The sequence below is a fragment of the Sphingomonas sp. BK036 genome (assembly GCF_004216825.1).
Lineage (GTDB): Bacteria > Pseudomonadota > Alphaproteobacteria > Sphingomonadales > Sphingomonadaceae > Sphingomonas.
On sequence record NZ_SGXR01000004.1, the window covers coordinates 362,553 to 374,312 of the forward strand.

Genomic DNA, 11,760 nt, shown 5'->3' on the forward strand with positions numbered 1-11,760 from the left:
AAGATCTCATATGTCGAATTCGCAAATTGTAACCCTCGCCCGTTGCTTGCTCCTCGGCACTTCACTCGTCGCCGCACCAGCCCGGTTCGCCGCGCCCCTGCGTCGCGGACATTGCCGGTTCCGTCGGGCTGGCGTCTAGACAGATGATCCTCATGACCCGCTCGTCCCATCATCTCCTGACTGCTGCGCTGGCGCTCGTGCTGGCGGCGGTGCCGTGCGCGGCGTCCGGGCAGGCGATGATCCAGGCGATCCCGGGGACGACCGATGCGGACCGGCTCGGCGACGAGATGCGCAAGCTGGCCAGCAACCCGCGCAACATCGACGCGTTGATCCGGGCGGGTGACCTGTCGATGGGGCTGGGCGATCTGAGTGGTGCGGCCGCACTGTTCGCGCGCGCCGAGAAGGTGAACCCGCGCGATGGTCGCGCAAAGGCGGGAATGGCGTCGATCCTGGTGCGGTCCGAGCGGCCGGGTGAGGCGTTGCGCTATTATGCGCAGGCCGAGGGCTTCGGGCTCGATCCGCGCACGTTCGCGGCGGATCGCGGGCTGGCCTATGATCTGATCGGGCAGCAGGACCGGGCGCAGCGCGACTACCGCGTTGCACTGCGCGATGCCCCCGATGACGAGACGACGCGGCGCTACGCCTTGTCACTCGGGATTTCGGGCAAGCAGGAGCTTGCGTTGCAGCAGCTTGCGCCCTTGTTGCTGAAGAGCGATCGGGGTGCGTGGCGGTCGCGCGCGTTCATCATGGCGATGAACGGCGACGTCGCGGGCGCGGAGAAGATCGCGACGACGATGATGCCCGCCGGGACCGCGCAAGGGCTGCAACCCTTTTTCCAGCGGCTGCCGACTCTGCCGGCGAGCGACCGGGCGTTCGCGGTGCATTTCGGCGAGGTCCATGCGACGCCCGCGCGGCTCGCGGATGCGCGGATGGCACCGCCGATGGGAATGCTCACGGCAGATCCGACCGCGCCGGTGATGATGGCCGCGGTGACGCCGCAGCCGGTGGTCGCGGCGACCTCGGGCAAGAAGGGCAAGCGCGATCGGCGCGGCAAGCCCGATCGGGTCGAGATGGCGGCGGTAACGCGATCGGCAGCGACACCGGTACCTACGACTGCGACGGTTGCGCCCAACGCCGCGCGTGCCGCCCCGACGGTTCTGACGACTATAGATGCTGCGCCGGTCCAGCTTGCGGCGGCGCCGATGCAGATGGTGCAGACGCTGCCGCCGCGGACGGTGCCGACGCCGCAGCCGAACTATGTGGCGAACAGTCCGGTTCAGGGTGTCCGCACCAACCCGGCCGCCGAGGCGAATTCGGTGGTTGCCGCTACCGTGCAGCCGGGCGTGCCCGCTGCATCGGTTCCGGTGACCACGACGGCGCGTGTCGTGCCGGCACCGGCGATGGTGGGGACGCTGCCGCCAAGCGTTGCCTCGCAGATGGCGGCCATCCCGGTTGGACAGGGGCGGACCGATCCGACGCGCTCGGCCAATGCGCTTGCGGCGTCGGCGTCGGCGTCGCCATCGGTTGCGATCCAGCCGACACCTGCTCAGCAGGCACCTGTTCAGCAGGGTTTGGGCCAGCAATTCGCGCCGGTTCAGACTGCGAGCACCGGTACGCCGACGCCGGGCTTCTCCAGTTCGCCTATGGTTTCGCCTGTTGCCCCGACGACCGTAGCTGCGGTCGCGACGCCTCGGCCCCATGCCGTGGCGGCTAGCGAGGATTCGATCCTTGCGCGGATCGTCGCGGGGCTGTCGATCCCGGCGTCCGAGCTCGACGTCGCGCCGATGCGTCCTGCGCCTGCGGTGACGCCTGGCGTCCTGCCGGCCGCCTCGCCGATGTCGGAGGAGGCCGGGCGCGTGGTGGCCGAGGCGAACGCCAAGGCCGAGCGCGATGCCGCGGCCAAGGCGATCGCGGCAAAGACGCTGGCGGCGGACAAGCTGGCGGCCGACAAGAAGGCGGCCGCGGACAAGAAAGTCGCCGCACGCAAGGCCATCGCCGACAAGAAGGCGCTCGCCGAGAAAAAGGCGGCGGCTGCCGAGAAACTCGCGGCGGACAAGGCTGCGGCCGAGGAAAAGCGCATCGCGCGCGCCAATCCGGAGCGCGTCTGGGTGCAGGTGTCGACCGGCGCGACCGAGGGCGACCTGCCCAAGGCGTGGAAGAAGGCCAAGGCCAAGGCGCCGACCGTGTTCGGCAGCCGCGGCGGCTGGACTGCGCCGTGGAAGGCGACCAACCGCGTGCTCGCCGGGCCGTTCAAGACCGATGCGGAGGCGCGCACCTTCGTCAACCAGCTCGCCAAGGAAGGCGTCTCGACGTTCACCTTCACCAGCGATCCGGGCGAGATCATCACGAAGTTGCCGGCGAAGTGAGCTACCGCGCGCCCTGGGCATCGGACCCGGCGCGCAGCAAAGGACGGCTTCAGGAAGAACAGAACGGGTCCGTCCGGGGGCCGCGCGATGCGTTCCAGCGCGACCGCGACCGGATCATCCACTCGATCAGCTTCCGTCGGCTGCGCCACAAGACGCAGGTCTTCATGGCGCCCGATGGCGATCATTTCCGCGTGCGCCTGACGCACAGCCTGGAGGTGGCGCAGATCGGCCGGACGATCGCGCGGACGCTGGCGCTGAACGAGGATCTGACCGAGGCGCTGTGCCTGGCGCACGATATCGGCCATCCGCCGTTCGGCCATGCGGGCGAGGATGCGCTGAAGGCGGCGCTGATGCCGTCGGTCGAGGACGGCGGGCAGGGCGGCTTCGATCATAACGGGCATACGCTGCGCACGTTGATGACGATCGAGCGGCCCTATCCGCTGTGGAACGGGCTGAACCTGACCTGGGAAACGCTCGAGGGGCTGGCCAAGCATAATGGCCCGGTCCGGAATCCGGGCTGGGCGCTGGCGGCGGCGGATGCGGAATTTCCGCTGGCGCTGACCAGTTTCTCGTCGCTGGAGGCGCAAGTCGCGGCGATCGCCGACGATATCGCCTATGACAATCACGATATCGACGATGGCCTGCGCGCGGGGTTGCTGACGCTCGACCAGATGCTGGCGGTGCCGTTGGTCGCGCGCGGCTGGGACGATGTGCGGCGGCGGTTTCCCGATGTCGCGCCGAAGCGGCTGGTGGGCGAGCTCGTCCGCACGCAGATCGGGACGATGGTGAACGACCTGATAGCCGAGACCCGCCGGCGGATCGCGGCGAGCGGCGTGACGACTGTCGATGACGTGCGCGCGGCGGGGCAATGCCTGGTCGGGTTCTCGCCCGAGATGAGGGATGCGGAGCGCGACCTGAAGCGGTTCATGTACGCCAACCTCTATCATCATCCGCGACAGCTGGCGGCGGCGGATGCGGCGCACGGGATCGTGTCTGGGCTGTTCGCGGTCTATCGCGATGATCCGGGGACGATTCCCGAAGAGTGGCGCGAGCGGTTGCCCGAGGCGGAGCCCGACCGGAGCCGGCATATCGCGGACTTCATCGCGGGGATGACCGACCGGTATGCGGTGTCGCGGTATCGGGAGCTGGTCGGGCCGATCGATCTGCCCGAGGGGTTTTGAGGGGGGCGTGGTGTGATCCACGGCTTTACCGCACGCTTTCAGCTTCGCCCTTTCCGTCATCCTGACGAAAGTCAGGATCCAGGGTCATCGGGCGCAACGTTTGGTACTCTGGATCCTGACTTTCGTCAGGATGACGGAGGCGGATATGGTGGATGATCGCGTGTAACGGGGCAAGGGGCGGCCGGTAACGCAAGACGGCGGCCGGACCGAGGTCCGACCGCCGTCTTGGCCGTCAGTGCGACAGCGTCAGGTCAGCGCGTGACCGACGCGATGCCGCCCGCAGCGCCGGTGGCTTCGGCGGTCTTGAACGCGACCGGAACACCGCCCGACACGCCCGAGACGCGATCGCCGCGGACGATCAGGTGGAACTTCTGGCCCGACGGATAGCTGCGGCCGTCGATGACCTGGCGGCCGCCGTCCTGCGTCGTCGTGTAGACATAGGTGCTGCCCTCGTGGACGAAGCTCTGCTTGTCGGCGGCGGCCATGCCGATCGTCGAAGTGAGTGCGGCGGCGGCGGCGGCGATAATCTTGAAGGTATTGCGCATGATCGTGTCTCCCGCATTGTGCGTCGAGCCGGATCAGGTCTTCTCCCAACTCTCGAGCCAGGGAAATATTGCACTGCAGCATGAGTCGCAATTGCAAAGCCCTCGATTGCGGTTGCGTGCGGTGCAACGATGGGCCGGCCGGCCGTTGCGGTGAACCGCTGGCCCGACATAGTTGCGCGACACATTGGGCGCAGATCGGCGGGGAAGGAGAGGGTTCGTGGCCGCTTCCAGTATTGCGCTCAATCGATTCGGTTTCGGGGCGAGGCCCGGGGACGTGGTCTCGGGCGATCCCGCGCGGTGGGTGCTCGCGCAGTGCGACCGGTTCGATGCGCGGCCTGCCGCGATTGCGGGTGCGCCCTCGACCGCGAGCGTGTCGGCGGGGCTTGTCGCATATTTCGCGGAGCAGAAGGCGATCCGGACGCAGTTCGGTCCGCGTGCGCCGAAACCTGCGGCCGGACCGGCTCCCGATCCGATGGCCGCGCCGGTGCCCGCCATGGCCGCTGCGGATCCGGGCGAGGCCGCGCGGCAGGCGGCGCGACAACGGGCGGGCAAAGTCAGCCGCGACGATTATGGGGCCGCGGTCGCTGCGCGGACGATCGCCGCGCTGACGGGTGACGCACCGTTCGTCGAGCGGCTGGTGCATTTTTGGGCGAACCATTTCGCGGTCTCGACCGAGAAGCTCGAAGTCACCGGGCTCGCCGGGCCGCTGGAGTTCGAGGCGATCCGCCCGCATGTGCTTGGCACATTCGCCGACATGCTGAACGCGGTCGAGCGGCATCCGGCGATGCTGCTCTATCTCGACCAGGCGGTGTCGGTCGGCCCCGACAGCGCGTTCGCCGCGCGCCGGGCGAAGCGCCGGTCGGGCCTGAACGAGAATCTCGCGCGCGAGATCATGGAGCTGCACACGCTCGGCGTCCGCAGCGGCTATACGCAGGCCGATGTCACCGAAATCGCGCGGGCGATGACGGGCTGGACGGTGGCGGGGATCGGCCGTGGGCCGGGTGCGCGCGTGCAGGACGATTCGCGGGCCGGCGCGTTCGTGTTCCTCGCCGACGTGCACCAGCCGGGCGACCGGATCGTCATGGGCAAACGCTATCCCGCGGGCGGCGAGGCGCAGGCGCAGGCGGTGCTCGCCGATCTCGCGGTCCATCCCGCGACCGCGACGCATATCGCGACCAAGCTCGCGCGGCATTTTGCGGGCGATACGCCGCCGCCGGCGATGGTGGCGCGGATCGCGGCGGCGTTCCGGACATCGGGGGGCGACCTCCCCAGCGTCTATCGCGCGCTGGTGGCATCGCCCGAAGCGTGGGTGACGCCGCCGGTAAAGTTCAAGTCGCCGTGGGAATGGTATGTCTCGACGCAGCGTGCGCTGGGGACGACGACGGTCCAGCCGGGCGTGACGGTGGGGATGATGAACCAGCTTGGCCAGCCGATCTGGAAGCCGGGGCAGCCGGTCGGCTATGACGATATCGCCGCCGCCTGGGCGGGGCCCGATGCGATCCTGCGCCGGGTCGAGGCGGCGGAACGGTTCGCGGCGCGCGCGGGGCCGGTCGATGCGCGCGCGCTCGCGCCGACGCTGTACCCGGGCGCGCTGAGTGCCGCCACCGCGCAAGGGCTCGCGCGCGCGGAAAGCCCGGCGCAGGCGCTCGCCCTGCTGCTGGTAGCCCCCGAATCGTTGCGGAGATGATCATGCTCGACCGTCGTTCCTTTCTCTCGACCGGTACGCTCGGCGTGCTGGGGTCCGCCTTCGCACCGCGCATCGCGTTTGCGCGCGCCGCGACCAACAAGCGGTTCGTGTTCGTCATCCAGCGCGGCGCGGCCGACGGGCTGGGCATGATCGGTGCGGTCGGCGATCCTGCGTTCGCCGGCGTGCGCGGCGATCTTGCCGCGGACCTGGCCGCGGGCACCAAGCTCGACGGCATGTTCGCGCTGCACCCGGCGATGGTGGCGAGCGCGGGGCTGTACACGCAGGGTCAGGCGCTGTTCGCGCACGCGATCGCCTCGCCCTATCGCGATCGGTCGCATTTCGATGGGCAGAACGTGCTCGAGACGGGTGGCGCGAGCGCATATCAGGTGCGCGACGGGTGGCTGAACCGGCTGCTCGGTGTGCTGCCCGCGGATCAGGCGCGCGCGATCGCGGTGGCGGCGACCGTGCCGATGGCGCTGCGCGGCCGGCGCGAGGTGGCGTCCTATGCGCCGTCGAACCTGCCCGATGCGTCCGACGACCTGCTGCAACGCGTGACGATGCTGTACGAGGGCGACCAGCAACTCCACGGCCTGTGGAGCGAGGCGATGGCGACGCGGCAGCTCACCAGCGATCTCGCGCAGGACGGCGGGCGCAACGCCGCTGCCACGGGCGCACTCGCCGCGCGGTTGCTGAAGCCCGATACGGGCGCGCGGATCGCGATGATCGAGACGGGCGGATGGGATACGCATACCAGCCAGCGCGGGCGGTTGACCGCGCAGTTGAAGGGGCTCGATGCGATGATCGCAGCGCTGCGGGCTGGGCTGGGGCCGTTATGGGCGGACACGATGGTGCTGGTCGCGACCGAGTTCGGGCGGACCGTCGCGGTGAACGGCACGGGCGGTACGGATCACGGCACGGGTACCGCGGCGATGCTGTTCGGCGGCGGCGTGAAGGGCGGGCGAGTCGTGTCCGACTGGCCGGGGCTCGCGCCCGCCGCGCTGTACGAGGCGCGCGACTTGAAGCCGACGATGCAGCTCGATGCGTTCATCGGCGGCGCGGTGTCGGCGCATTTCGGGGTCGATCCGGCGCGGGCGATGGCGGCGTTGTTCCCGGCAAGTGCGAGGACGGCGGCGATCGAGGGGCTGGTGCGAGTCTGAGTGCAGGGCGCGCGGACGGGATTAAAATTGAGCGGCACCCGGCTTTGGTCTAGAGCGCGCGTTTCCTTGACGTACCGGGACTGCCATGACGCTCTATACCCGTTTCGCCGCGCATATCGATGCGGCGCTCGACACGCTGACCGCGGCCGGAACGCTGCCGGAAGGGCTTGATCGCAAGAACGTGACGGTCGAGCCGCCGCGCGACACGAGCCATGGCGATCTCGCGACCAACGCCGCGATGGTGCTCGCCAAGCCCGCCAAGACCAATCCGCGCGTGCTGGCGGATGCGCTGGTCGCCGAGCTGTCGAAGCTCGAGGACGTCGCCTCGGCGAGCGTCGCAGGGCCGGGCTTCATCAATATGAAGCTGACCGACGACGCGTGGCGCGCCGAGTTGGCGGCGATCCCGGCGGCGGGGGCGGATTATGGTCGGTCGACGCAGGGCGCGGGGATCACGGTCAATATCGAATATGTCTCGGCCAACCCGACGGGGCCGATGCACATGGGGCATTGCCGCGGCGCGGTGGTCGGCGATGCGCTGGCCAGCCTGCTCGAATTCGCCGGGCACCGCGTGATCCGCGAATATTATGTCAACGACGCGGGCGGCCAGGTCGATGTGCTCGCGCGCTCGGTCCACCTGCGCTACCGCGAAGCGCTGGGCGAGACCGTCGAGATCCCCGAGGGCCTCTACCCCGGCGACTATCTCGTCCCCGTCGGCCAGTCGCTCGCCACCGAATATGGCGATCGCTATGTCGGCGCGCCCGAGAGCGAATGGCTCGCGATCTTCCGCACGCAGGCGGTCGCCGCGATGATGGTGATGATCCGCGCCGATCTCGCACTGCTCGGGATCGAGCATGAGGTGTTCTCGTCCGAGGCCGAGCTGCAGGCGGCGAAGAAGCCCGAGGCGGCCGAGGCGGAGCTGCGGTCGCGCGACCTGGTGTATGACGGGGTGCTCGAGGCGCCCAAGGGCGAGACGCCCGACGACTGGGAGCCGGTCGAGCTTCCGCTGTTCCGCTCGACGCAGTTCGGCGACGACCAGGATCGCCCGATCAAGAAGTCGAACGGGTCGTGGACCTATTTCGGCGCCGATCTCGCTTATCATTTCCAGAAGAGCCAGAGCGCCGATCAGCTGATTGACATCTGGGGCGCGGATCATGGCGGCACGGTCAAGCGGATCGTCGCGGCGGTCGCGGCGCTGACCGGCGGCAAGACTCGGTTCGACGTGAAGCTTGTCCAGATGGTCCGGCTGCTGCGTAACGGCGAGCCGGTGAAGATGTCGAAGCGCTCGGGCAATTTCGTCACGCTCGCCGATGTCGTGCGCGAAGTCGGCAAGGACGTCGTGCGCTTCACGATGCTCACGCGGCGGTCGGATGCGCAGATGGATTTCGACTTCGCCAAGGTGGTCGAGGCGTCGAAGGACAACCCGGTTTTCTACGTCCAGTACGCGCATGCACGGATCGCATCGCTCCATCGGCGCGCCGAAGAGGCGGGAATTACGCCGATTTCGGCCGATTTGTCCCGGCTTGATACGGACGAACTGGCGCTCGTGCAGCTCGCGGCACAGTTCCCGCGGCTCGTCGAGATTGCCTCGACGGCGCGCGAGCCACATAGAATTGCGTTCTATCTCTATGACTTGGCTGCCGCGTTTCATGCGCTTTGGAATGTCGGCAACGACCGTCCCGATCGCCGTTTCCTCGTGATCGAGGATCCGCAGGCGACCGCGGCACGGCTTTTCTTGGCGTCCGCTATAGGGCAGATTATTCATAACGGCCTCGCCATCATGGGTGTCGAAGCGGTTTCGGAGATGAAGTGATGGCCGAAGACATGGATCTGCGCGAGGAAGACCGGCTCCCCTGGCTCGAAACCGTCGAGCCCGACGATCAGGACACGGTTGGCATCGGCCGCGTGATCGCGCTCGTCGTGCTCGGCCTCGCGGTGCTCGCGGCGATCATCTTCGGCATCTACAAGCTGCAGCAGCGCGCGCCCACGGGCGACGGCCAGCTGATCGCGGCGCAGGAGGGCGACTATAAGGTCAAGCCCGACGATGCCGGTGGCATGAAGGTCAAGGGCGAAGGCGAGTCGGCGATCGCGACGAGCGCGGGCAAGTCAGGCAACGGCGCGATCGACCTGCGCGGCGTGCCGGAAGCACCGGTTGCGGGCAAGCGCGCGGTTGCGCCTAAGGCCGAAGACGCAGCGGGTCGCAACGCGGTCGCGCAGGTGCCGGCGTCGGGCGGGCGACTGGTCGCCGCCGCGCCGATGACCGCGGCGAAGGCGAACGGCGCGGGTGCCGGGACGGGTGGATCGCTGGTCCAGCTGGGCGCGTATCCGAGCGAGGCGGTCGCCAATGCGGCGTGGACGAACTTCTCGAAGCGGTTCGCTTACGTCGGTGCGCTCGGCAAGTCGGTCCAGCCGGTCGCGACGGGTGGTCGCACGCTGTATCGCCTGCGCGTCAATGCGGGCAGCGCGAACCAGGCGGCGGACATCTGTGGTCGTCTGCGTGTCGCCGGCGAGACCTGCTTCGTCGCGAGCTGACGCGACGGTATCGTCGGGGGATCGGAGTTTTGGGTTAGGGCGCCGACGCTCGTTCGTCGGCGCCGCCTTTGGCGGGTGCAAATCGATCGTTTGATGATGGTGTGAGGTTCGAGCGGTGAACGCCCGGTCGGCTGTCCCCGTGTCGGTCGATAGCGCTGCGAACAGGCCTACGAGGCAGTCAGCGACTCTGGCGTGCAAGTGTACCGGATCGGTCCGCTCAATGAGCGTTGACCTTGATAAGATAGCGAACTGAGCCGCCGCAGGGCTTAGCCGGGGCACGTCGCTCGGGCACTGCGCCTCGCTCTACAACGAGCCGCATCCGAGCCGCGTTAGGTTCGACCCCAACTCGCGGATTGCAACAGTCTGCGCGACTCCGTCGCGCAGGTGAGGGCACCTTTCAGGATAACACCGCAGCGCATCCTGTCCTTGTGACCAACCGGGTCGGGTCTGTGCCCTGGTTCGGCTTCAGATCGAGCGGCGATGCTTTCCGCCGTATTTGCGGCCGATGTAATCGCCGATCTGCGCCACTTCGGTCGCAGCAGCGCGCGCGCCGGTAACCTGGCAGGGCAGTGGATCGCTGTCGTGGTTGTTCGCACGGCGCTTCACGGTTTCGCACAGCTCTTCGATATCGGCGCGCGTCAGGACGTTCTTCTCGCGCAACAGGCATATCAGGCTCTGCAGGATCACGAGGTTCTTGTCCTCGGGATCGGCTTGGAGGTCCGGGTATGTAGCCATCTGAGGTTTCCTCTCACCAATATGCAGAGGATATGCCGAATGCGCGAACAAGCAAGCTGTAAGAATTACCTAGCGAAACTGCGCTGCCACCACGCCTCGAACGAGTCCCGCTGCTCCCGGCTGAGTGCAAGCCCGATCTTGCTGCGGCGCAGCAATGCATCTTCGGGTATCCTCGCCCATTCGCGATCGTGCATCCAGCGTGCCTCGATCTCGGTCAGCCCGGCACCGAGATCGGCGCCGAGGCCCGCTTCGTCGGTGACGCCCGCGAGCATCTCGTCGAGCAGCGCCCCGTAGGCATGCGCCATGCGCTCGCTGCGCGCATCGCCGAGGAACGGCCACCGCTTGCGGACCTGTGCCAGATAGGTTGCGAACGGCGGGATGCTGCCCCCCGGAAAGGCGCGGTCGCGTGTTGTCTGGCGCGCGGTGATGCCGAGGGTAGGGGCGATCTTTTCCAGGACTTCCTCGGCGAGGTGGCGCGCGGTGGTAATCTTGCCGCCGAACACCGAGAGCAGGGGCGCGGCGCCCGTGTCGCCAAGCGTGTCGAGCTCGAGGACATAGTCGCGCGTGACCGCCTTGGCTTCGCTGGCACCGTCATCATAGAGCGGGCGGACGCCGGACCAGGTCGAGGTGACGTCGGCGGGGGTGATCTGGCGGGTGAAATGCTGGTTCGCGGCGTCGCAGAGATACGCGATCTCGCCGTCGTCGATCACCGCATCCTCGGGACGATCGACCGGGACATCGGTCGTGCCGATCTCGGTCTGGCCCTGATAGGGGATCGCGAAGACGATGCGGCGGTCGGCGAGCTGGAGAATATACGCGTGATCGCCCTCGTACAGCTTGGGCACGACGATGTGGCTGCCCTTGACCAGCCGGACCCCGGCGCTGGCGTTGATCCCGAGGCGGCCGAGCAGTTCCGCGACCCAGGGGCCCGCCGCGTTGACCAGCGCCCGCGCGGTGATGTCGCGTCCGTCGGACAGCGTCGCGCGCCACACCGTGCCATCGCGGCGTGCGGTGACGAGCTCAGTGCGGACGGCGATCTCCGCGCCCGAGTCCTGTGCGTCCATGGCGTTGAGCACGGTAAGCCGGGAATCGTCGACGAATGCGTCGGAATAGACGAAGCCGCGCGCGCCGTTCTTGAGCGGCGCGGTATAGGCGGTGTCGGCCTTGCGGAGGCCGCGCGAGCGCTTGAGCGTCATGCGACCGCCGAGAAAGTCGTAGAGGTACAGCCCGAGCCGGACCATCCACCAGGGGCGCACCGCATTTTCCTGCGGCAGCACGAAGCGCATCGGCCGGATGATGTGCGGCGCGGCCTTTACCAGGCGTTCGCGCTCACGCAGCGCCTCGGCGACCAGCTTGAAGTCGTAATATTCGAGGTAGCGCAAGCCCCCGTGGATCAGCTTGGTCGAGGCGGACGAGGTCGCGCCGGCAAGGTCACCCTTTTCGACGAGCAGGACGGAGAGGCCGTTCAGCGTGGCTTCGCGGGCAATCGCTGCGCCGTTGATGCCGCCGCCGACGATGAGAATGTCATAACTTTGCGTCATGTCCCGCTACTTAGCCGTT

The 11,760-nt window shown here is 68.1% G+C and carries 9 protein-coding genes; 6 read left to right on the forward strand and 3 right to left on the reverse strand.

The window, feature by feature from the left end:
• Positions 1–152: 152 nt before the first annotated feature.
• Positions 153–2,366, forward strand: coding sequence for a tetratricopeptide repeat protein (locus EV283_RS08760; RefSeq protein ID WP_130324478.1), 2,214 nt, complete (start codon positions 153–155; stop codon positions 2,364–2,366).
• Positions 2,363–3,547, forward strand: a complete 1,185-nt coding sequence (locus EV283_RS08765) for a deoxyguanosinetriphosphate triphosphohydrolase (protein WP_130324480.1) — start codon at positions 2,363–2,365, stop codon at positions 3,545–3,547. Before EV283_RS08760 ends, EV283_RS08765 begins: the two co-directional genes overlap by 4 nt.
• 251 nt (positions 3,548–3,798) lie before the next feature.
• Here the strand turns inward: EV283_RS08765 and EV283_RS08770 are convergent, their stop codons facing one another.
• Positions 3,799–4,092 (reverse strand): hypothetical protein, encoded by a 294-nt coding sequence (locus EV283_RS08770; RefSeq protein ID WP_130324482.1) that lies wholly within the window; start codon positions 4,090–4,092, stop codon positions 3,799–3,801.
• 217 nt (positions 4,093–4,309) lie between these two features.
• Here EV283_RS08770 and EV283_RS08775 point away from each other — a divergent pair, with 217 nt between their 5' ends.
• The 4 genes from EV283_RS08775 to EV283_RS08790 all read left to right on the forward strand — a co-directional run bounded on the left by EV283_RS08775 (position 4,310) and on the right by EV283_RS08790 (position 9,465).
• Positions 4,310–5,779 carry a DUF1800 domain-containing protein gene (locus tag EV283_RS08775; protein WP_130324484.1) on the forward strand — a complete coding sequence of 490 codons (1,470 nt, stop codon included), beginning with the start codon at positions 4,310–4,312 and terminating at the stop codon, positions 5,777–5,779.
• A gap of 2 nt (positions 5,780–5,781) precedes the next feature.
• Entirely contained in the window at positions 5,782–6,936 is a 1,155-nt protein-coding gene (locus EV283_RS08780) for a DUF1501 domain-containing protein (protein WP_130324486.1), read from the forward strand.
• Positions 6,937–7,021: 85 nt separating this feature from the next.
• Entirely contained in the window at positions 7,022–8,746 is a 1,725-nt protein-coding gene (gene argS / locus EV283_RS08785) for an arginine--tRNA ligase (RefSeq protein WP_130324488.1), read from the forward strand.
• A complete protein-coding gene (locus EV283_RS08790) occupies positions 8,746–9,465 on the forward strand; it encodes an SPOR domain-containing protein (protein ID WP_130324490.1) in 720 nt (239 codons plus the stop codon). The genes argS and EV283_RS08790 overlap by 1 nt, the downstream gene beginning before the upstream one ends.
• Before the next feature lie 465 nt (positions 9,466–9,930).
• Here EV283_RS08790 and EV283_RS08795 read toward each other — a convergent pair whose 3' ends face one another.
• Positions 9,931–10,200, reverse strand: coding sequence for a hypothetical protein (locus EV283_RS08795; protein ID WP_056417565.1), 270 nt, complete (start codon positions 10,198–10,200; stop codon positions 9,931–9,933).
• Between the two features lie 65 nt (positions 10,201–10,265).
• Positions 10,266–11,741: a glycerol-3-phosphate dehydrogenase gene (gene glpD, locus EV283_RS08800; protein ID WP_130324492.1), complete on the reverse strand. Its 1,476-nt coding sequence runs from the start codon at positions 11,739–11,741 to the stop codon at positions 10,266–10,268.
• Positions 11,742–11,760: the final 19 nt, after the last annotated feature.

What these genes read in the sequence shown, in the direction of transcription:
- EV283_RS08760 (WP_130324478.1), top strand. Translation starts at nt 153, where the DNA reads ATGACCCGCTCGTCCCATCATCTCCTGACTGCTGCGCTGGCGCTCGTG.
- EV283_RS08770 (WP_130324482.1), bottom strand. Translation starts at nt 4,092, where the DNA reads ATGCGCAATACCTTCAAGATTATCGCCGCCGCCGCCGCCGCACTCACT.
- EV283_RS08780 (WP_130324486.1), top strand. Translation starts at nt 5,782, where the DNA reads ATGCTCGACCGTCGTTCCTTTCTCTCGACCGGTACGCTCGGCGTGCTG.
- argS (WP_130324488.1), top strand. Translation starts at nt 7,022, where the DNA reads ATGACGCTCTATACCCGTTTCGCCGCGCATATCGATGCGGCGCTCGAC.
- EV283_RS08790 (WP_130324490.1), top strand. Translation starts at nt 8,746, where the DNA reads ATGGCCGAAGACATGGATCTGCGCGAGGAAGACCGGCTCCCCTGGCTC.
- EV283_RS08795 (WP_056417565.1), bottom strand. Translation starts at nt 10,200, where the DNA reads ATGGCTACATACCCGGACCTCCAAGCCGATCCCGAGGACAAGAACCTC.
- glpD (WP_130324492.1), bottom strand. Translation starts at nt 11,741, where the DNA reads ATGACGCAAAGTTATGACATTCTCATCGTCGGCGGCGGCATCAACGGC.